Genomic DNA, 21,048 nt, shown 5'->3' with positions numbered 1-21,048 from the left:
GCCGGCGCCGCCCTGTGCCTCGCCGGCGCGGCCGTGATCGTCGCCGCGCCGCGCTGAAGGCCTCAGCCCCGCGCGAAAGTCTCGTCGAAGGCGTAGCCGGCGCCGCGCACGGTGCGCAGCGGGTCCCTGGCATCGTCGGGGGTGATCGCCTTGCGCAGGCGCCCGACATGGACGTCGACGGTGCGCTCGTCGATATAGACGTCGCGGCCCCAGACGGCGTCGAGCAGCTGGGCGCGCGAATAGACCCGCCCCGGCGCCTGCATCAGGAATTCGAGCAGGCGGAACTCGGTCGGGCCGAGATGCAGCTCGGCACCGGCGCGGCGCACCCGCCGCGTCGTCCGGTCGAGCTCGAGATCGCCGGCCGCCAGCATGCCGGCGACATGGCCGGGCTTGACCCGGCGCAGCAGCGCCTGGATGCGCGCGATCAGCTCCGGCAGCGAGAACGGCTTGACGACATAGTCGTCGGCGCCGGTGGCGAGGCCGCGCACGCGCTCGGTCTCCTCGCCGCGCGCCGTCAGCATGATGATCGGCACCCGCTCGGTGTCGCGCCGCGCGCGCAGGCGGCGGCAGAGCTCGATGCCGGAGAGGCCGGGCAGCATCCAGTCGAGCAGGACGAGGTCCGGCGTATGGTCGCGCAAATGCAGCTCGGCATCGTCGCCGCGCGCCACGCTGTCGACCTCGAAGCCCTCGGCCTCGAGATTGTAGCGGAGCAGCAAGGTGAGCGGCTCCTCGTCCTCGACGATCAGGATGCGTGCAGGCATGTCCGGCCTCCGCTCAGGCGTCCGTCCGCTCAGCCATTGCCGGCGGGCAGGTCGACCAGGATGTTGGTGGTGTCGAGCTTGGGCCGGCTCTCCTCCACCGATTGGCCGGTGATCAGATAATGGATCGTCTCGGCGATGTTGGTGGTGTGGTCGCCGATGCGCTCGACGTTCTTGGCGCAGAACAGCAGATGCGTGCAGAAGGTGATGTTGCGCGGATCTTCCATCATGTAGGTCAGGAGCTCGCGGAAGAGCGAGGTGTAGAGCGCGTCGATCTCGCCGTCGCGGCGCCAGACATCCATCGCCTTCTGCTCGTTGCTCGCCGCATAGGCGTCGAGCACGTCCTTGAGCTGCGCCTGCACCAGCCGGCTGATATGCTCGAGCCCGACCACGGCGCGGTGCGGCGGCGAGAACTGGCCCGAGATGGCGACGGCGCGCTTGGCGATGTTCTTGGCGAGGTCGCCGACGCGCTCGATGTCGGCAGCGATGCGGATCGCCGAGATCAGCTCGCGCAGATCGTTGGCCAGGGGCTGGCGCCGGGCGATGGTCAGCACCGCCTTCTCCTCGACGTCGCGCTGGAGATTGTCGAGCCGCTGGTCGGCGGTGATGACCTTCTGCGCCAGCGCGGTGTCGCGGCGCACCAGCGCCACGGTCGAGTCGCCGAGCATGCGCTCGGACATGCCGCCCATCTCGGCCAGGCTGCGGCGTAAGCCTTCGAGGTCGGCATCGTAGGAACGGACGATATGGTCGGACATCGGGGCGTATCCTGTGACGGAGGCTGGCGGACTGCAGGCGTTCAGCCGAAGCGGCCGGTGACGTAGTCCTGCGTCTGCTTCTTGTGCGGGTTCATGAAGATGGTGTTGGTGGCGTCGAACTCGATCACCTCGCCGAGATACATGAAGGCGGTGTACTGCGAGACGCGGGCCGCCTGCTGCATGTTGTGGGTGACGATGACGATGGTGAAGTCGCTCTTGAGCTGCTCGAGCAGGTCCTCGATCTTGCCGGTCGAGATCGGATCCAGCGCCGAGGTCGGCTCGTCGAACAGGATCACCTCCGGCTTCTGGGCAATGGTGCGCGCGATGCAGAGGCGCTGCTGCTGGCCGCCGGAGAGACCCATGCCGGAGCTCCGGAGCTTGTCCTTGACCTCGTCCCAGAGGGCGGAGCGGCGCAGCGCGCCCTCGACGCGGTCGTCGAGCTCGGATTTCGGCGGCTTCTCGTAGAGGCGGATGCCGAAGGCGACATTGTCGTAGATCGACATCGGGAACGGCGTCGGCTTCTGGAAGACCATGCCGATGCGCGAGCGCAGCTCGTTCACGTCGACCTGCGACGAGATCACGTTGCGGCCGTCGAGCAGGACCTCGCCGGTGGCGCGCTGCTCCGGATAGAGCGAATAGATGCGGTTGAAGATGCGCAGCAGGGTCGACTTGCCGCAGCCGGAGGGGCCGATCAGCGCCGTGACATGGCGGTCGCGGAAGTCGAGATTGACGTTCTTCAGCGCCTTGTGCTCGCCATAGTAGAAATCGAGGTTCTTCACCGCGATCCGGATGGGCGCCTGCGCATCGAGCGTCTGCGGGCTCAGTTCCAGGGTCGAGAGCATCGACATGTTCCTTCCGATCGGACGGCTGGTGCTCACTTGCCGCCGCGCACGATGCGCCGGGCGAGAAGCGAGAGCAAAAGGATCGAGACGGTGATGATCAGCGAGCCGGCCCAGGCGAGCTGCTGCCAGTTCTCGTAAGGGGCCGAGGCGAACTGATAGATCGTCACCGGCAGGTTGGAGACGCCGCCGACAAGGCTCGGCGAGAACCAGAAATTATTGTTCAGCGCGGTGAAGAGCAGCGGCGCGGTCTCGCCGGCGATGCGCGCCAGCGCCAGCAGGATGCCGGTGACCATGCCCGATTTCGCCGCCCGCCAGGTGATCGCGGTGATGACCACCGAAGGCGGGGCGCCGAGCGCCGAGCCGGCCTCGCGCAGCGGCGCCGGCACCAGGCGCAGCATGTCCTCGGTGGTGCGCACGATTACCGGGATCGCGATGATGCCGAGCGCGACGCCGCCGGCCCAGCCGGAATAGCCGCGGAACGGCTCGACCATGATGACGTAGACGAACAGGCCGATCAGGATCGAGGGCGCCGAGAGCAGGATGTCGTTGACGAAGCGGATCAGGCCGGCGAGCTTCGAGCCCTTGCCGTATTCGGCGAGATAGGTGCCGGCGAGCACGCCGATCGGCGTGGCGATGGCGATGCCGAGGAAGGTCAGCACGGCCGAGCCGACGATGGCGTTGGCGAGGCCGCCGCCTTCCGAGCCGGGCCCCGGCGTGATCTGCGTGAAGGTGCCGGCCGAGAGCCCGCCGACGCCCTTCACCACCAGCATGCCGAGGATCCAGAACAGCACGGTGATGGCGACGAGCGTGAAGCCCGTGGCGGTGACCTTCATCAGCCGGTCGGCATTGCGGCGCGAGGGGCGCACGCGGCCCCAGGGGATTTCGGGGGTCATCGGGGCGGGGTTCGCGGCTGCGGGCGAGGAGGGCGTCAGGTTCATGTTCCGCTTGCCTCAGAACGACTTGACGCGCGCGACGAGGATGCGCGCGATGACGAGGACGACGAAGGTGACGAAGAACAGGATGCAGCCGAGCGCGATCAGCGCGTTGAGCTGCAGGCCGAGCGCCTCGTTGAACTCGTTGGCGATGCGCGAGGCGATGGTCGAGCCCGGATCCATCACCGAGGCCGAGAGCCGGTTGGCATTGCCGACGACGAAGGTCACCGCCATGGTCTCGCCGAGCGCCCGGCCCAGGCCCAGCATGATCGCCCCGATGATCGAGACGCCGGCCTGCGGCACCAGCACATGGCGCACGACCTCCCAGGTCGTCGCCCCAATTCCATAGGCGCTCTCGCGCAGCACCGAAGGGATCTGCTCGAGCATGTCGCGGGTGATCGAGGCGATGAACGGGATGATCATGAACGCCAGGATGATGCCGGCGGTGAGGATGCCGAGGCCGGACGGCGAGCGCGAGTAGAGCACGGTGCCGACGATCGGGATGCCCTCGACGATATTGGAGAGCGGGATCTGCACATAGGCGGCGAACAGCGGCACGAAGACGAAGAGCCCCCACATGCCGTAGATGATCGAGGGCACGGCGGCGAGCAGCTCGATGGCGGTCGAGACCGGCTGCTTGAACCAGGGCGGCGCGAGCTGGGTCAGGAAGACGGCGATGCCGAGCGAGAGCGGCACGCCGATGACGAGCGCGATCAGCGCGGTCGACAAGGTGCCGACGATCGCCGGCCAGGCGCCGTATTGCTCGTTCTGGGTGTCCCAGACGCTGGAGGTCAGGAAGCCGAGGCCGAATTCGCGGAAGGCCGGCCAGCCGCCGATCACCATCGAAACCATGATGCCGGCGAGCAGAACCAGCACGAAGAGCGCCGCCAGGAAGCTGGCATTGCGGAAGACGAGGTCGAAAGTGCCCTTCGGGGTGGCGCGAATGGCGTGCCCGCCCGGTGCCATCTGGTCAGTCACGGCAGCCATCCGAGGAACTCTCCGGTCTCGCGAACAATCGGTTTCGCCGCGCCAGCCACTGAGCGCGTCGTCATCCCGGGCAAGCGAAGCGCAGACCCGGGATCCATTCTAGAGCTCGGCGGCCTCCGATGGATCCCGGAGCTCCGCTTCGCTGCGTCCGGGATGACGGCGGCTGTTCTTGCCACCATCATCCCGCGTTGTCGGTTCCGCGACGCGATCAGAAGATCGGCTTGCCCGACGGGTCGGTGACGCCCTTCCAGGCGGCGCGGACCTGATCCTTGACGCTGGCCGGCAGCGGCACATAGTCGAGGTCGAGCGCGAGCTTGTCGCCGTTCTTGAAGGCCCAGTCGACGAATTTCAGCGCGGCCTGGGTCTCTTCCGGCTTTTCCGGCTTGGCGTGGACCAGCAGGAAGGTCGCGGCGGTGATCGGCCAGGCCTGGGCGCCCTTCTGGTTGTTCAGCGAGATGCCGAAGCCGGGAGCCTCGTTCCAGTTGGCATTGGCGGCAGCGGCCTGGAAGGACTTGTCGTCCGGGCTCGGGAAATTGCCGTCGGCGTTCTGGAGCAGGGCGTAGGAGAGCTTGTTCTGCTTGGCGTAGGCGTATTCGACATAGCCGATCGAGTTGGCGACCTGCTTCACCGAGGCCGAGACGCCCTCATTGCCCTTGCCGCCGATGCCGACCGGCCACTGCACGGCGGTGTTGGTGCCGAGCTTGCTCTTGAAGTCGGGCGAGACCTTGGAGAGATAGTCGGTGAAGACGAAGGTCGTGCCCGAGCCGTCGGAACGGTAGACCGGGCTGATATTGGCGTCGGGCAGGGTGACGCCGGCATTGAGCGCGACGATCTTGGGGTCGTTCCACTTCTTGATCGTGCCGAGATAGATCTCGGCCAGGACCGGGCCGGTCAGCTTCAGCTTGCCGGGCTCGACACCGGCGATGTTGATCGCGGGGACGACGCCGCCCATTACGGTCGGGAACTGGATCAGCCCGTCCTTGGTCAGGTCCTCGCCCTTGAGCGGGGCGTCGGTGGCGCCGAAGGCGACGGTCTTGGCCTTGATCTGCCGGATGCCGCCACCCGAGCCGATCGACTGGTAGTTGAGACCGATATTGGTCTCCTTCTTATAGGCCTCGGCCCATTTCGAGTAGATCGGGAAGGGGAAGGTCGCGCCGGCGCCGGTGATGTCGGCAGCCTGGGCCGCGCCCGAGAACCCGACGGCCGCAGCCGCGAGAATGAGAAGTTTGCGCATGAGATGTCCTCTCTGGGTCGCAAGGTGCAACGGCGCGCAAGAACACCGGCGATATGACAGCCAGATGACAGATGGTCATCAAAGCCCGGGCGCGGCTGTCACACTTCGTTAACGGCCAGCCTCGGCCAGGGCATGAGACGGATTCACCGATCGGGTTGTTTCGCCCTGATCGGATCCGTCTCCAGCGCCGGCAGGATCGCCCGGAAGGTCGCGCCCTCGCCGACGACGCTCTCGATCGTCAGCCGGCCGCGATGGCGCAGCACGATATGCTTGACGATGGCGAGGCCGAGGCCGGTGCCGCCGGCCTCGCGGCTGGCGGCGCTGTCGACGCGGTAGAAGCGCTCGGTCAGGCGCGGCAGGTGCTCGGAGGCGATGCCCTGCCCTTCGTCGCGCACGCTGAAGCTCGCTTCGTCGCCGCCCTCGACCTTGATCTCGACCTTGCCGCCGCGCCTTCCGTATTTGATCGCGTTCTCGACGAGGTTCTCCATCAGGCGCAGCAATTCGTCGCGGTCGCCGGCGACCGTGACCGGCTGCGGCGGCACGTCGAGCACCAGCGTGACCTCGCGCTCGCGCGCCATCAGCACCAGCGCATCGAGGATGGTGCGGGCGATCTCGCCGAGATCGACCGGCGTCTGCGGCGCCAGATGCGCCTTGAGCTCGATGCGCGAGAGCGAGAGCAGGTCGTCGACCAGGCGCGCCATGCGCAGGGCCTGCTCGCGCATGATCTGGAGGAAGCGCTCCCGCGCCTTCTCGTCATTGCGGGCCGGGCCCTGCAGCGTCTCGATGAAGCCGAGCACCGAGGCGAGCGGGGTGCGCAGCTCATGGCTGGCATTGGCGACGAAGTCGACGCGCATGCGCTCGGTCAGGCGCTGCTCGCTCAGATCCTCGAAGGTCAGGAGCACGGCGCGGCGCCGGCCGCCGCCGGCCAGCGCGACGATGTGGATGCGGAAGGTGCGCTCGATCGGGACGCGCTCGATCAGCTCGATGGCGCGCCGGCCGCCCTGGCGCGAGACCAGCTCGATCGCGTCGAGCAGGTCGGGATCGCGCATCACCAGCGCCAGCGGCTTGCCCTTTTCCAGGCCCGCGATCAGCGAGCGCGCCGCCGGGCTCAGCGCCTGGATCGCGCCCTGCTCGTCGAGCAGGATCACGGCCGCCCCGACCGCCTCGATCAAGGCGGCGGTGACGGGAGCCTGAGGGTCGACCAGATCGTGCATGCCCATCCCGCCGCGGCGCCCTGCTTGCCGGGCCCTCTTAGAGCAGGATGCGAAGAAACGGGAACCGGTTTTTCGCGCCGATCCAGCTCCAGTTCGCCGGTTGGAAATCCCTCCGCACGCGCCGAAGCCGGCGGAGGGGGTTCTGCCTGAAAAACCGGTTCCCCCTGTTTCGCGTCTCGTTCTAGTTTCGAAGCCGACAGAGGAGTGGGAAGCGATGGCCAAGGGCGTTCCGAGCACCGGCAGGAAGCGAACAAAGCAGGACAAGCCGAGCCAGGCCGCGGCGCCGGATTTCGACTTCGACATCGAGGCGGCCTCCCTGCCGCGGGCGATCGACGAAGCGGCCTTCGTCAGCGGCGACTTCCCCTACAGCCGCAAATACAAGCGCAAGGCCTATGAGAAGGAGCTCGAGCCGCTGCAGATCGAGCTTCTGAAGCTGCTCCGCTGGGTCCGCGACAAGGGCGAGCGCCTGATCATCGTCTTCGAGGGTCGCGACGGCGCCGGCAAGGGCGGCGCCATCGCGCGCTTCACCCAGCATCTCAACCCGCGCCAGGCCCGGGTCGTGGCATTGTCGAAGCCGTCGGACACCGAGAAGGGGCAATGGTATTTCCAGCGCTATGCCGCGCAGATGCCGGCGGCCGGCGAGATCGTCTTCTTCGACCGCTCCTGGTACAATCGCGCCGGCGTCGAGCCGGTGATGGGCTTCTGCTCGTCGGAGCAATCGGCGGTCTTCCTGCGCGAGGCCCCGGCCTTCGAGGGCATGCTGGCGCGCGACGGCATCCGCGTCGTCAAGCTCTTCCTCACCATCGGCCGCGAGATGCAAATGAGCCGCCTGCACGCCCGCTGGCACGATCCGCTCAAGCGCTGGAAGCTGTCGCCGATCGATTTCGAGGCGATTCCGCGCTTCGATTCCTATTCGCTGGCCTTCGAGCGGATGCTGGAGCGGACCTCGACCGAATGGGCGCCCTGGACCGTGATCCGGGCCAACGACAAGTTCCGCGCCAGGCTGAACGCGATCCGCCATGTCCTGCTCGCCGTGCCCTATGAGGACCGGGACAGGAAGGCGATCGGCGAGATCGACGACCGGATCGTGCTGGCGGCGGATACCTATCTCGGCAATGGCGGCGAGAGCTGAGCGCTTCGTCATTCTCGGGCGAAGCGCAGCGCAGACCCGGGAATCCCGTTCAGAAGATGCTCGGGACAAGCCCGAACATGACGCCGCAGACCTAGAGCAGGATGCGAAAAAGTGGAAACCGGTTTTTCGCAAAAATCCTGCTCTAACCCTTTGGTGAGAGACGGCTTCAGATGTCAGATGGGATCATTCCATGATCCCATCTGACATCATCCGGCTCTAGCGTTCGTGCCGCCTTATGCGCCGGCCCATCTCGTTCAGCGCCAGCAGCACCAGCGCCAGGATGAAGGGCAGGATATAGTAGATGATCCGGAACAGGAGCAGCGCGCCGAGCACATGCTCGAAGGGCAGGCGGCTGAGCGCGATCAGCATGGTCGCCTCGAAGACGCCGAGCCCGCCCGGAGCATGGCTGGCGATGCCAATCAGGCAGGCGACGATATAGACCGCGAGGAAGCTCTCGAAGCTCAGATTGTGGCCGCCGGGCAGCAGCACGAAGAGCACCGCCGCCGCGGCGCAGACCTCGCAGGCGCCGAGCAGCATCTGGGCCAGCGTCACGCCCAGACCGGGCAAGGGCAGGTTCCAGCCGCGGACCCGCAAGGTCCGCTCGCCCGTCGCGATCCAGGCGAGATAGCCGAGGATGCCGATGGTGACTGCGGCTCCAACGGCCTGGATCACGAGCGGCGAGGTGCGCGCCAGTTGTGCGACCGCACCCGTCGCATAGAACAGGCTGGCGCAGAGGATCATGCCGAGCCCGAGCCAGAAGGTCAGGCCGGCGATCACCGTCAGGCTCGCGACCTCGGAGGCGCGCACCCCCCTGGCGGCATAGACCCAGTAGCGCACCGTGCCGCCGGTCACGAGCGGGAAGCCGAGCGTGAAGGAGACCGAGTAGCTGGTGAAGGAGCCGAGCGCTGTGGTTCGGTAGGGAATCGAGAGGCCGAGGCGCTTCAGCGCCAGCGCGTCATAGCCGGTGAGCAGCAGATAGCTCAGCGCGGTGAAGCCGAGCGCCAGCGAGAGCTGCCTGAGGCTGGCATTGGCGAAGGCCTTGGCGAGCTCGCCGGGGTCGATCTCCCGGACGATGAAATAGAGCACGACCAGCGAGGCTGCGAAGATCGCGGTGCTGGCGAGTGGGCCGAGCCACCACCAGCGACTGCGCTTGCGCAGCGGCATTCCTGGCTCGTGCGGGCCGAAAGACATACAGGCTCTTGCGGGTTATGCGCCCAGGCCTCGGGGGAGCGGGCGGCATGGATTGCGGTCGGGAGGGCGGAACCGCCCGGCCCGAGAGATAGCGCCTCGCTCGCGAACCACAAGCCGACATGGCGCGGCGAATGCACGCCATGAGGCCGACGCAGGGCAGGCCGGTGCCTGGCCGCGCTCCGGCCGCGCCTGTCAGCCGAGCTTGCGGAAGATCCTGAGCGTCTTGAAGCTGCCGACCTCCTCGACCGGGCGCGACTTCGCCCATTCCGCGATGACCGGCCGCGCCGTCTCATAGGCGAAGGAGCCGGTATAGAAGACGATGTGGCCGCCGGCATCGGTCTGGTCGGTGAAGAGCTGCATCACCTCGAGATCGGTCAGCGCGCCATAGGCGTCGTTCTTCTCGCTGCGGAATTCGCAGGAATGGAACAGGGTGACGATGTCGAAGCGCGGCAGCAGCCTGGCATTGCTGGTGTAGATGTCGCCGAAATAGGCGCTGTAGGTCTTGGTGATGGTCGGGTTCTCGATCGCCAGCTTGACGAAGGCGTCGTATTCCTTCGGCGAGGCGGTGATGCCGAGCACGGTGTTGTTCAGCTCGGGCTCGTTGCAGCGGATGCCGACATAATGGTGCCCGCCGGTGCCGAAATGGTAGATGCGCCGGTCCGTGACGCCCTGCTCCTCGAGCCATTCGACGAAATGCACGTCGCAGGGGCACTGCTCGACCCGCAGGCCCCAATAGACGTCCCAGATATGCATCTGCATGGAAAAACTCCGTGGAAGCGAGAGGAAAGAAGCCGCGCGAGGCTGAACGCCGGCTGAATGCAGAACCGGCCGGAGATCCTCAGCCGCCGCCGGCCTCGGCGAGGACGGCCGGGCGCGGCGCCTCGGTGCCGGCGATGCGGGCGACGCCGCCGGCCCGGCGCATGACGAGATGGAGGCCGGAGACCTCGGCGAAGCCGGGACTTTGGCCGATCAGCAGCAGGATCGCGCCCGGCCGCGAGGCCCGGAGCCGGCCCAGCAATTCGAGCGCCGCATCGGTCTCCAGCCCGCTCGTCGCCTCGTCGAGCACCAGGATGTCGGGGCGGGCCAGGTCGGCCCGCGCCAAAGCCAGGCGCTGCCGGTCGCCGGTGGTCAAGGCCTTGTCCCAGTCGCGCGGCAGTTCCATCTGCGGCACCAGCCCGGAGAGCCCGTAGCCGCGCAGCGCCTCGCCGGCCGCCTCGGGGCTATGATCGCCGGCCGGATCGAGCGCCGCGCGCAGGCTGCCCTCCGAGAGATGCAACTTCTGCGGCAGCACCGCCACCCGCGCCTCAGCCGGCAGCGCCACGCTGCCGCGGCCCCAGGGCCAGAATCCGGCGACCGCCTGGATCAGCGCCGCCTTGCCATGGCCGAGCTCGCCGGAGACATGCAGCGTCGCGCCCGGCGGCAGGGTGACGGAAAAATCGGCCAGCAAGGTGCGCCCGTCGCGGTCGGTCAGCGTCAGATCGGCGAGGCGCAGGCAGCTGTCGGCGCTGGCATCGACGGCGATCTCGCCGCCGGCATGTCCCTGGTCGAGCGCGCCCAGCGCCAGCGCGAGCTCGTTGACCCGCCGCGCCGAGGCGAGCCATTCGGCGATGCGCATGAAATTGTCGAGCACCCAGTTGAAGGCGTTCTGCACCGCCACGAAGGCAGCGGCGACCTGGACGACATCCCCGAGCGACATCTCGCCGGAGAGATATTTCGGCGCCGCCAGCAGGAGCGGCACCACCGGCACCAGCGCACCGCTGCCATTGGTGATCCAGGTCAGCCGGCCGCGCTGGCGGATCATGGCGAGCCAGCGCCCGACCAGGCTGTCATAGGTCGCCGCGACCGCCAGGCGCTCGCCGGTCTCGGAACGCGACAGCGCGATCGTCTCGCCATGGTCGCGGATGCGCATCAGCGAGAAGCGCAAGCGCGCCTCGCCCTCGTTGCGGGCCGCGATCAGGCGCGGCAGCGGCCGCCCGACCCAGGTGATCAGGCCGGAGACCAGCACGGCGTAGACGATCGCCGCCAGCACCATATAGGCCGGAATCACGAAGGTGCGGCCGCCGGCTTCGATGCTGAGCGAGCCGCCGATGCTCCAGAGGATGCCGATGAAGGTGATGGCGGTGATCACCGCCGAGAGCAGGCCGATGGCGAAATCGACGACCGGTTCGGTCGCCCAGCGGACATCGTCGGCGATGCGGTATTCCGGATTGGCCGGCTCGTAGCCGGAAAGGCCGAGCCGATAGAAGCGGCGCTCGCCGATCCAGCCATCGGCAAGTCTCGCCGTGACCCAGGCGCGCCAATGCACCTGGAAGGTCTCGCGCGAGATCAGGATGACGACGCCTAAGCCCGCCGCGATCAGCACCAGCACCGGGAAGACCGCCATGGCGATCAGGGCGCTCTCGCCGTCCTTCTTCTCGAGCGCGTCGAAGAACCAGCCGTTCCAGCGGTTGACGGTGACGTTGGCGAAGACGCTGAGGATGATCGCGCTCGCCAGCGAGAGCGACCAGAACCAGGCTTTTCCGGCACTGCCGCCGCGCCAGAAGCCGCCGGTCAGGCCGGCGAAGCTCTTTGCGACCTGCCAATCGGAAGGCGGTCCGGCGGCCTGGCTAGGCTGGTCGACGGCTTTCGGCACGGACGCTTGATCCCCCCGGATCGCGAAATCGCGAGCGCCAGCTGCCGGAAATTCCCGGTTGGACCACGCCCAGCCTGCCGCTTAGCTGGCGCGCGATGAACCCTCGCTGAATGGAGTGTGCGGCGGGCGGGACGATCACACCGGCTTATTCCGGCTCCATCGCTAGAGTGGATTTCGATCTGACTGACCCGTCATTGCGAGCGCAGCGAAGCAATCCAGGGGCGGCAGCGCTCCACGCCCTTCTGGATTGCTTCGTCGCTTCGCTCCTCGCAATGACGGAAAGGGGTTTTGCTCAGGTCGAAATCCGATCTAGCGACTGAGGCCGGCATCGCCCTCGCCGCGCGGGAAGAAGTGGAAATAGGGCTCGGCCTCGCGCAGGGCGCGGGCATAGGAGGGCCGGGTCCGCAGGCGCTCGAAATAGGCGGCGAGACGCGGGTAGCCGGCCTGGAAGGAGAGCGCCCGCTCGCCATAGAACAGAGCCGGCGCCGCGGAACAGTCGGCCAGGGTGAAGTCGTCGCCGGCCAGCCATTGCCGGCCATCGAGCTCGGCTTCCAGCACCGCATAGGTGCAGGCCAGCAGTTCCCTGGCCTCGGCGACGCCTGCCGGGTCATGGCCGCCTTCCGGCCTGAGCCGGTCGAGCACGACCTTCTGCATCGGGATCGCGACGTAGAGATCGAGGAGCCGGTCGAGCCGGCGGACCTCGAGCGCCGCGACCGGGTCGCGTGGCAGCAGCGCGACCGGCCCCGGATAATGCAAGGCGAGGTGTTCGATGATCAGGCTGGTCTCCGGCACCAGCTTGCCAAGGCGGTCGTCGCGCAGCAGCGGGAACTTGCCGATCGGCCAGAGCTTCAGGAAATCCGCGCGCTGCACTGGGTCGCCGAAATCGACGAGCTGCGGCGTGAACGGGGTCTCGTTCTCGTAGAGTGCGACCAGCACCTTCTGGCAAAAGCCCGAGAGCGGGTGGAAGTAGAGCGTCAGGGCCATGGCGTTACATTCCTGCTGCCGAAACGAAGCGGGTTTGAGCGGCTTTCGGTTGAAAAGGGTCAGTTCAGGCTGGTGCCTGCTGCTGCGCGAGATAGCCCGCGAGCCGGTCGAAGCCGATGCGCGAGCCCTGCTCGCGGGCTTCGGGCCGGTCGTGGCCGTCGAGGAAGGCGGCCTGCTCGGTGAAGACGAGGCGGGTGCCGGCACCGCCCCCGTGGAACTCGATCGTCGCCAGCGAGACCGAGAGGCGGACATCGTCGCGCAGGAGCTCGTAGGAATAAACGATGCGCGCTTCCGGCAGGATCTCCTGATAGGTCGCGTTCATCGCATAGACGCCGCCCGGTGCCGGCGCGCCACGCATGGTCTCGCGCCCGCCTTCGCGGAAATCGAGCTCGTGCTCACCGAGCCCGCCCTCGTCATGGCAGGCCGACCAGTGCCGCTTGGCCACCGGATCGGCGAAGGCGGCGAAGACCCGCGCCGGGCTGGCGTCATAAAGGCGCTCGATCACGAAGCTCGAATGGACGACCGATCGTTCCGTCATATGCCGTTTCCTTCCTCGGGCTTTTCCGCCTGCTCGGCGAGATAGGCGCCGAGCCGGTCGAAGCGTCGCTCCCACAGGGTCCGGCGCTCGCTGATCCAATGCTCGGCGGCGCGCAGCGCCTGCGTCTCGATCCGGCAGGTGCGGACGCGCCCGACCTTCTGCGAGCGCACCAGCCCGGCGCCCTCGAGCACCGAGAGATGCTGGACCACGGCCGAGAGCGTCATCGCCAGCGGCGCCGCGAGCTCGCTGACGCTCGCCGGCCCCTCGCAGAGGCGCTGGACCATCAGCCGGCGGGTCGGGTCCGCCAGCGCCTGGAACATCAGGTCGAGCTGCTCTGGTTGGTGAAGCATTCGCTTAAGTATCGCGGCAAAGCCGGCCTGTCCAGCAAAACTTTAGCTCTCGCTAAAGTGTCCTGCGCCGAAGCGCCACCCCCTCCGACATTGCTTCGGGGGCGCGCGACCGGCTATGAATCCGGGCACGCTCTCCGCCGCGTGCGCCGCCCGATCGTCCGAGCCCAGCAGCCGAGGCCTCCGCCATGCGCATCGAGAACGACCCGAAGCTGGATTTCCGCGACGTGCTGATCCGGCCGAAGCGCTCGACCCTCGGCAGCCGCGCCGAGGTCGATGTCCACCGCAGCTTCCGCTTCGCCCATACCGGCCGCGACTGGAGCGGCTTCCCGCTGATCGCCGCCAATATGGACGTGGTCGGCACCATGGCGATGGCCCGGGCGCTGCTGAGGCATGGCGCCATGGTGGCGCTGCACAAGCATTACGACGCCGAGGCGCTGGTCTCCTTCTTCAAGGAGCCGGGCTCGGCCAACGCCTTCTATTCGCTGGGCACCACCGAGGCCGACCACGACAAGCTGAAGGCGGTGCATGGCAAGTCGCCGATCGACAAGATCTGCCTCGACGTCGCCAATGGCTACACCGAGAAGTTCGTCGACACGGTCAAGGCGACGCGCGAGGCCTTTCCCGATGCGGCGATCATGGCCGGCAATGTCGTCACCGGCGACATGACCGAGGCGCTGATCCTCGCCGGCGCCGACATCGTCAAGGTCGGGATCGGGCCGGGCTCGGTCTGCACCACGCGCAAGATGACCGGCGTCGGCTATCCGCAGCTCTCGGCGATCATCGAATGCGCCGATGCGGCGCATGGGCTGAAAGGCCTGGTCTGCGGCGATGGTGGCTGCACCGTGCCGGGCGACCTCGCCAAGGCCTATGGCGCCGGCGCCGATTTCGTCATGCTGGGAGGCATGCTCGCCGGCCATGACGAATGCGAGGGCGGGCTGCGCTATGAGGAGCGCGAAGGCGAGAACGTGCCGGTCGCGATGACCTTCTACGGCATGTCCTCCGACACGGCGATGAAGAAATATGCCGGCGGCGTCGCGAAATACCGCGCCTCCGAGGGCAAGACCGTCGAGGTGCCCTATCGCGGCCCGGTCGAGGGCACGATGCAGGAGTTGATGGGCGGGGTACGCTCGGCGATGACCTATATCGGCGCGGTCCGGCTGAAAGAGATGGCCAAGCGCACCACCTTCATCATGGTCGGCAGCCAGCTCAACACCGTGTTCGGGAACTAAACGTCAATTGGTCCATCTCACCGTCATTCCGGACAAGCGGCGAAGCCGCGCAGCTCCGGAATCCATCGTAGAGCGCCGCAGCCTTACGATGGATTCCGGAGCTGCGCGGCTTCGCCGCTTGTCCGGAATGACGGCGCGCGCGAGATGATCCGGTGAGCGAAACCGCCGGCGATCCCGACGTCGCCATCATCGGCGCCGGCCCGGCCGGGCTGATCGCGGCGGAAAGGCTGGCGCAGGCCGGCCATTCGGTCACGCTTTACGAGCGCATGCCCTCGCCGGCGCGGAAATTCCTGCTTGCGGGGCGCGGCGGGCTCAACCTGACGCATTCGGAACCGTTCGAGAGCTTTCTGCCGCGCTATGGCGCGGCACGGGACTGGCTCGAACCGGCGTTGCGGGAGTTTCCGCCGCAAGCGCTGCGCGACTGGGCGGACGGGCTCGGCGCCGAGAGCTTCGTCGGCAGCAGCGGCCGGGTGTTTCCGAAGGCGATGAAGGCCTCGCCACTGCTGCGCGCCTGGTTGGCGCGGCTCGACGGGCTCGACGTGCGGCTGCTGCCGGGCCGGCTCTGGACCGGTTGGGACGACACCGGAGCGCTGCGCTTCGTCACGCGCGAAAGCGCAGTCGAGACGGTGAAGCCGCAAGCCACTTTGCTGGCGCTCGGCGGCGCGAGCTGGCCGCGGCTCGGTTCGGATGGCGGCTGGCAGGCAATCCTTGCCGCCAAGGACGTCGCCGTCGCGCCGCTGCGCCCGGCCAATGCCGGCTTCGCGGTCGCCTGGTCGCCGGTCATGCGCGAACGCTTCTCGGGAGCGCCATTGAAGCGCATCGCGCTTTCCTTTGCCGGCCGGCGCGCCATGGGCGAGGCGATGATCGACGCCAATGGCATCGAGGGCGGCGCGGTCTACGCGCTTTCCGGCCTCCTGCGCGAGGCGATCGCGCGCGACGGCCATGCCGACCTCGCCATCGACCTGCGACCCGATCTCGACGGGGCGGCGCTGGCGGCCCGCCTCGAACGCCGCCGCGCCGGCGAGACGCTGAGCAACCATCTGCGCAAGGCGGCCGGACTCGCGCCGGTCGCGACCGCGCTGTTGCGCGAGGCGAGCCCTGGCTCGCTCCCAACCGAAGCCGACAAGCTCGCAGCCCTGATCAAGGCCGCGCCGCTGCGCCTGACCGGAACGGCACCCATCGTCCGCGCCATCTCGACCGCGGGCGGCATCGTCGCCGCCGAGATCGACGCGGGTTTCATGCTGAAGCGCCTTCCCGGTGTCTTCGTCGCCGGCGAGATGCTCGACTGGGAGGCCCCGACCGGCGGCTATCTGCTGCAGGGCTGCCTTGCGACCGGTGTCGCGGCGGCGGAGGGGATCGGGCGGTGGTTGAGCAGCGCAGGTCATGCTCGGGTCTGACCCGAGCATCTCAGGCCGGATGAGGCTCCAACCAGCGCTTCTGATCCTGAGATTCTCGGGTCTGCGCTGCGCTTCGCCCGAGAATGACGGCGGGGCTCAGTTCAGCCGCTTCAGCCGGTAGAGCGCCTCCAGCGCCTCGCGCGGCGTCATCTCGTCGGGATCGAGCCCCTGCAGCGCCGCGCGCAATTCGTCCGGGCCCGCTGCCGGCACCGGGGCCGGCGCGGCCCGCCTGACAGGAGCTGCGAACAGCGGCAGATCGTCGACCAGCGCCGCGACCGGTTTCTCGCGTTCGCTCTTCTCGAGCTCGCCGAGAATGGCGCGGGCCCGCTCGACCACGGCCGGCGGCAGCCCGGCGAGCTTGGCGACCTGGATGCCGTAGGAGCGGTCGGCCGCGCCGGGCACGACCTCGTGCAGGAAGACGACCTCGCCATTCCACTCGGTGACGCGGACGGTGGCGTTGGCGACGCGCTCGAGCCGCTCGGCCAGCGCCGTCAGCTCATGGTAATGCGTCGCGAACAGCGCCCGGCAGCGATTGGCCTCGTGCAGATGCTCGATCGCGGCCCAGGCGATGGAGAGCCCGTCGAAGGTCGCGGTGCCGCGGCCGATCTCGTCGAGGATGACCAGCGCGCGAGGACCGGCCTGGTTGAGGATCGCGGCGGTCTCGACCATCTCGACCATGAAGGTCGAGCGGCCCCGCGCCAAATCGTCCGCCGCCCCGACCCGCGAGAACAGCCGGTCGACCACGCCGATATGGGCGCTTTGCGCCGGCACGAAGGAGCCCATCTGCGCCAGCACCGCGATCAGGGCGTTCTGGCGCAGGAAGGTCGACTTGCCGGCCATGTTCGGACCGGTGATCAGGCAGATGCGGCCGTCCGGCCGCTTGGCTCCCTGAGGCGAGAGCTCGCTGTCATTGGCGACGAAGGGCTGGCCGTCGCGCTTCAGCGCCACCTCGACGACCGGATGGCGGCCGGCCCTGATTGCGAAGGCCGCGCTGTCGTCGACCGCCGGCCGCGTCCAGCCGCCATCCAGCGCCAGTTCCGCCAGGCCGGCGGCGACGTCGATCGAAGCCAGCGCCAGGGCCGCCGCCTTGATCGGCTCGGCCTCAGCCAGGACCGCTGCGGCCAGGTCGGCGAAGATCGAAAGCTCCAGCTTCAGGGCGCGGTCGGCGGCCGAGGCGATCTTGGCCTCGAGCTCGCCGAGCTCGAGCGAGGAGAAGCGCATCGCGTCCGACATGGTCTGGCGATGCACGAAGACCGCGCGCCAGGGCTCCTTGAGGAAATCCTCGCCGATGGCCTGCGGCACCTCGACGAAATAGCCGAGCATGGAATTGTGCTTGATGCGCAGCGTCCGGCAGCCGGTCTCGGCGGCATAGCGCGCCTGGAGCTGGGCGATCACCTTGCGGGAATCGACCTGCAGCAGGCGCAATTCGTCGAGGCCGGCGTCGAAGCCCTCGCGCACGAAGCGACCGTCGCGCCTGTTCAACGGCAATTCCTCGGCGAGCGTAGCGGTCAGCCGCGCCGCGAGATCGGGATCGGTGCGGCCGAGCGCCATCGCGGCCTCGCCCAGTTCCGGCGGCAGATCGCCATGGCGCAGCAGGGCGCCGGCGATGGCGCGCGAAGCCTCCAGCCCGGCGCCGAGCGCGGCAAGGTCGCGCGGCCCGCCGCGGTCGAGCGCGAGGCGCGAGAGGGCCCGGGCGAGATCGGGCACGCGGGAAAGATCGCGGCGCAGGTTCTCACGCAGCCCCGCCGGCTCGACCAGGAGGGCGATCGCATCGAGCCGGCGCGCGATCTCGGCCGGGTCGGTCAACGGTCCGGCGAGCCGCTCGGCCAGCAAGCGGCTGCCGCCCGGCGTCTGCGTCCGGTCGATGGTGGCGAGCAGGCTGCCAGCGCGCTCGCCCGCAAGCGTGCGCGTCAATTCGAGATTGGCCCGCGTCGCCGCGTCGATCAGCATGGTCGCGCTCTCGCCTTCGCGCCTCGGCGGCGAAAGCGGCGGGCGGGCGCCGAACTGGGTGCGCTCGACATAGGCGAGCGCGGCGGCGGCGGCGGCGATCTCGGCCCGGCTGAAAGCGCCGAAGGCATCGAGCGTGGCGACGCCGAAGAATTCCTTCAGCCGCCGTTCGCCGGAAGCCGGGTCGAGCCCCTCGCGCGCCAGCGGCGTCACCGCGGCCGGGACGTCGCGCCAGATCTCCTTCAGCTCCGGGTCCTCGTGGATCGCATCCGGGCAGACGATCTCGCGGGGCTCCAGCCGCGCCAGCTCCACCGAAAGCCCGCGCGCATCGGTTTCCAGCACACTGAAGCGGCCGGTCGAGATGTCGACGGCGGCGATGCCGTAAGCGAAGCGCTCATCGCTGAGCCGGCGCCGCGCCACCGCGACCAGCAGGCTGGCGCGGCCGGGTTCGAGCAGGCGCTCCTCGGTGATGGTGCCGGGGGTGACGAGGCGGACGACGTCGCGCTTCACCACCGATTTGGCGCCGCGCTTCCTGGCCTCGGCCGGGTCCTCGGTCTGCTCGCAGACCGCGACGCGGTGCCCGGCGGCGATCAGGCGCTGGAGATAGTCGTCGGCGCGGTCGACCGGCACGCCGCACATGGCGATGTCCTCGCCGAGATGCTTGCCGCGCTTGGTCAGCACGATGCCGAGCGTGCGCGAGGCGATCTCGGCGTCCTGGAAGAACAATTCGTAGAAATCGCCCATCCGGTAGAACAGCAGGCTGTCCGGGTTGGCGGTCTTGATCTCGACATACTGCGCCATCATCGGCGTGACGCGGCCGGCATCGGCGCTCGCGGCGGCGGATGTCGGGACCTTCGTGGCGTCAGGGGGAGGGCTGCTGTGCATCGCGCCGGCACGCTATCAAATCGTGCCGGCAAGGCCATCCGTTAGGGAGACTTTCAACAATTGAAAGCAGGCTGATCAGGCCGTTTTCGGTCAAAGGGTCATTATCTTTGCTGATCAACCTCATCGAGAGCCTTTCCTTCCTGCTGCTGGCCGCCCTGGTGGTGACGGTCGCCGCGCCCTGGATCGACTCGCGCCCGATGCTGCGCCAATGCGCGATCGGCGGCCTGTTCGCGGTCGCCGCCCTGTGCAGCATGGCCAACCCCTTCGTCATGGACGCCGGCCTCGTCGTCGATTCGCGCAACACGCTCGCCATCCTCGCCGGGCCGATCGGCGGGCCGGTCGCGGCGCTGCTGACGGCCCTGCCCCTCGCCGCCCTGCGCTACAGCCAGGGCGGCGTCGGCATGCCGACCGGCCTCGCCGGAATCGTCCTCAACGCACTGGCCGGCGTCGCCTATGCCGCCTGGCTGTCACGGCAGCGCCGTTCCTTCCGCCTGGCCGATTTCGTCGCGCTCAGCCTGATCGGGGCCGGCTGCCTGCTGCTCTCGATCCTGTTCATGCCGGACTGGGCGGTGGGCGAGCGCTTCCTGCGCCAGGCGGTGCCGGTGATGATCATGGTCAACACGATCGGCACGATCCTGGTCGGGCTCGTCGTCCACAATGACCGCGAGCGGCGCGAGACCGCCTATCGCCTGCGGTCGCTGATGCAGCGGGCGCCGGGCACGCTCTACCAGCGCATCATCCATCCCGACGGTTCGCTGCGCTACCACTTCGCCTCCTTCGCCATCAACCGCCTGCTCGGCATCAGCAAGGAGGCGGTCGAGCGCGATGCCGAAGCCTGGCTCGGCAAGATGCTGCCGGAGGACCGAGCCCGCTTCGAGGCGATGCGCGTAGCCCCGCAGCAGCCCGGCGATCTCTGGCGGTTCGAGGGGCGCTATACCGGTGCCGACGGCGCGATCGTCTGGCTGCGCAGCGAGGCGGCGATGCGCCGGCTCGCCGACGGCACCATGATCTGGGACGGCATCCTGCTCGACGTCACGCCGGAGAAGACGCTGGAAAGCCGCCGCGACGAAATCGAGAGTCTGCGCCGCTCGGCGCTCGAGGAGCTGGCCGCCAATCTCGAGGTCACCGTCGGCAAGGCCCTGCGCCAGGTCGGCGAATCGGCCCGTGACATGCACGAGGCCGCAAGGCAGATGGCGGCGAATGCCGACCGCACCACGCTGCGCGCCGTCGACGTCACCCAGCAGGCGGAGATCGCCGCGCAGCGCGTCGGCAGCGTCGCCGAGGCCGCCGAGGAGATCGACGCCTCGATCCGCGAGCTGACCCGCCAGACCGGGCTCGCGGCGGACAAGGCCCAGGAGGCGGCGAGCCATGTCCGCTCGACGCGGCGCGACGTCACCGGGCTCGCCGTGGCCGCCGACAAGGTCGGCGCCGTGCTCGACTTCATCGAGGACATCGCCGCGCGTACCAATCTGCTGGCGCTGAACGCCACCATCGAGGCGGCGCGGGCCGGCGCGGCCGGGCGCGGCTTTGCCGTGGTCGCCGGCGAGGTCAAGAATCTCGCCGAGCAGACCCAGAAGGCCACCCGCGACATCGCCGCGACGCTGCAGGAGATCCGCGCCGCCGCTGCGACCGCGGCCGAGGCGGTCGAGCAGATCGAAGAGACGATGAGCGCGATCGAGACGACCTCGGGCGCGATCGCCGCCGTGGTCAACAACCAGGGTTCGATCGCGTCCAGCATCGCCGCCGATGCCCAGGCCGTCGCCGGCTCGACGACGACGGTGACCGGCAATGTCGCGGCGCTCGGCGACGAGGCGCGCTCGACCGGCGAAACCGCCTCGGGCGTGGTCGAGGCGGCGCGGCGGGTCAGCGAGCAGTCGGTCGAACTCGACCGCTATGTCGGCGATTTCGTCGCCCGCGTGCGCAGCCGCCTCTGAGGCGCCGGCGCGAGGCCGAAAAAGCGAGCTCCGGCGAAGCGCTTGCCGCAGCGCGATTTTCTCCGTTCCGGCATGAGTAACCGTCCGCAATCGCGCCTTGTGGAGCG

18 protein-coding genes are annotated in these 21,048 nt (G+C 68.6%); 4 read left to right on the top strand and 14 right to left on the bottom strand.

What is annotated here, in order from left to right; translation table 11 throughout:
- Positions 1–62: 62 nt before the first annotated feature.
- The 7 genes from phoB to V6M56_RS02455 form a co-directional block, all read right to left on the bottom strand.
- Complete coding sequence (gene phoB, locus V6M56_RS02485) at positions 63–761, bottom strand: phosphate regulon transcriptional regulator PhoB (RefSeq protein WP_332680993.1); 699 nt, start codon at positions 759–761, stop codon at positions 63–65.
- A gap of 29 nt (positions 762–790) precedes the next feature.
- Positions 791–1,513 (bottom strand): phosphate signaling complex protein PhoU, encoded by a 723-nt coding sequence (gene phoU, locus V6M56_RS02480; protein ID WP_332680992.1) that lies wholly within the window; start codon positions 1,511–1,513, stop codon positions 791–793.
- 41 nt (positions 1,514–1,554) lie between these two features.
- The gene (gene pstB, locus V6M56_RS02475; protein ID WP_332680991.1) at positions 1,555–2,361 is read right to left on the bottom strand and encodes a phosphate ABC transporter ATP-binding protein PstB; all 807 of its coding nucleotides are present in this window, start codon (positions 2,359–2,361) and stop codon (positions 1,555–1,557) included.
- Positions 2,362–2,387: 26 nt separating this feature from the next.
- Positions 2,388–3,293 (bottom strand): phosphate ABC transporter permease PstA, encoded by a 906-nt coding sequence (gene pstA, locus V6M56_RS02470; protein ID WP_442881057.1) that lies wholly within the window; start codon positions 3,291–3,293, stop codon positions 2,388–2,390.
- Positions 3,294–3,305: 12 nt separating this feature from the next.
- Positions 3,306–4,274, bottom strand: coding sequence for a phosphate ABC transporter permease subunit PstC (gene pstC / locus V6M56_RS02465; RefSeq protein ID WP_442881056.1), 969 nt, complete (start codon positions 4,272–4,274; stop codon positions 3,306–3,308).
- A gap of 208 nt (positions 4,275–4,482) precedes the next feature.
- On the bottom strand, positions 4,483–5,508 hold the full coding sequence (pstS, locus tag V6M56_RS02460; RefSeq protein WP_332680990.1) for a phosphate ABC transporter substrate-binding protein PstS: 1,026 nt from the start codon (positions 5,506–5,508) through the stop codon (positions 4,483–4,485).
- A gap of 143 nt (positions 5,509–5,651) precedes the next feature.
- Positions 5,652–6,722, bottom strand: a complete 1,071-nt coding sequence (locus V6M56_RS02455; RefSeq protein WP_332680989.1) for an ATP-binding protein — start codon at positions 6,720–6,722, stop codon at positions 5,652–5,654.
- A gap of 214 nt (positions 6,723–6,936) precedes the next feature.
- Between V6M56_RS02455 and ppk2 the strand changes: the two genes are divergently transcribed.
- A complete protein-coding gene (ppk2, locus tag V6M56_RS02450; RefSeq protein WP_332680988.1) occupies positions 6,937–7,854 on the top strand; it encodes a polyphosphate kinase 2 in 918 nt (305 codons plus the stop codon).
- Positions 7,855–8,070: 216 nt separating this feature from the next.
- Here the strand turns inward: ppk2 and V6M56_RS02445 are convergent, their stop codons facing one another.
- From V6M56_RS02445 to V6M56_RS02420, 6 genes are all read right to left on the bottom strand, one after another.
- Positions 8,071–9,018 (bottom strand): lysylphosphatidylglycerol synthase domain-containing protein, encoded by a 948-nt coding sequence (locus tag V6M56_RS02445; protein WP_332680987.1) that lies wholly within the window; start codon positions 9,016–9,018, stop codon positions 8,071–8,073.
- Positions 9,019–9,237: 219 nt separating this feature from the next.
- Positions 9,238–9,804 carry a hypothetical protein gene (locus tag V6M56_RS02440; protein ID WP_332680986.1) on the bottom strand — a complete coding sequence of 189 codons (567 nt, stop codon included), beginning with the start codon at positions 9,802–9,804 and terminating at the stop codon, positions 9,238–9,240.
- A gap of 79 nt (positions 9,805–9,883) precedes the next feature.
- Positions 9,884–11,677, bottom strand: a complete 1,794-nt coding sequence (locus V6M56_RS02435) for an ABC transporter ATP-binding protein/permease (protein WP_332680985.1) — start codon at positions 11,675–11,677, stop codon at positions 9,884–9,886.
- Positions 11,678–11,986: 309 nt separating this feature from the next.
- Complete coding sequence (locus tag V6M56_RS02430; RefSeq protein WP_332680984.1) at positions 11,987–12,661, bottom strand: glutathione S-transferase family protein; 675 nt, start codon at positions 12,659–12,661, stop codon at positions 11,987–11,989.
- Between the two features lie 64 nt (positions 12,662–12,725).
- Positions 12,726–13,199, bottom strand: a complete 474-nt coding sequence (locus tag V6M56_RS02425; protein ID WP_332680983.1) for an SRPBCC family protein — start codon at positions 13,197–13,199, stop codon at positions 12,726–12,728.
- A complete protein-coding gene (locus tag V6M56_RS02420) occupies positions 13,196–13,549 on the bottom strand; it encodes an ArsR/SmtB family transcription factor (protein WP_332680982.1) in 354 nt (117 codons plus the stop codon). Before V6M56_RS02420 ends, V6M56_RS02425 begins: the two co-directional genes overlap by 4 nt.
- Before the next feature lie 185 nt (positions 13,550–13,734).
- Here V6M56_RS02420 and V6M56_RS02415 point away from each other — a divergent pair, with 185 nt between their 5' ends.
- The gene (locus V6M56_RS02415; RefSeq protein ID WP_332680981.1) at positions 13,735–14,778 is read left to right on the top strand and encodes a GMP reductase; all 1,044 of its coding nucleotides are present in this window, start codon (positions 13,735–13,737) and stop codon (positions 14,776–14,778) included.
- 152 nt (positions 14,779–14,930) lie between these two features.
- Positions 14,931–16,175, top strand: coding sequence for a BaiN/RdsA family NAD(P)/FAD-dependent oxidoreductase (locus tag V6M56_RS02410; RefSeq protein ID WP_332680980.1), 1,245 nt, complete (start codon positions 14,931–14,933; stop codon positions 16,173–16,175).
- A gap of 96 nt (positions 16,176–16,271) precedes the next feature.
- On the opposite strand, the gene mutS is transcribed toward V6M56_RS02410, so the two are convergent.
- Positions 16,272–19,007, bottom strand: a complete 2,736-nt coding sequence (gene mutS / locus V6M56_RS02405) for a DNA mismatch repair protein MutS (RefSeq protein ID WP_332680979.1) — start codon at positions 19,005–19,007, stop codon at positions 16,272–16,274.
- A 107-nt stretch (positions 19,008–19,114) separates the two neighbouring features.
- Here mutS and V6M56_RS02400 point away from each other — a divergent pair, with 107 nt between their 5' ends.
- Positions 19,115–20,941: a methyl-accepting chemotaxis protein gene (locus V6M56_RS02400; protein WP_332680978.1), complete on the top strand. Its 1,827-nt coding sequence runs from the start codon at positions 19,115–19,117 to the stop codon at positions 20,939–20,941.
- The last annotated feature ends 107 nt before the right edge of the window (positions 20,942–21,048 follow it).

Source organism: Allobosea sp., assembly GCF_036675845.1.
Classification (GTDB): domain Bacteria; phylum Pseudomonadota; class Alphaproteobacteria; order Rhizobiales; family Beijerinckiaceae; genus Allobosea.
The sequence above is the reverse complement of the archived record's forward strand: the minus strand, read 5'-3'. Positions and strand labels throughout refer to the sequence as shown.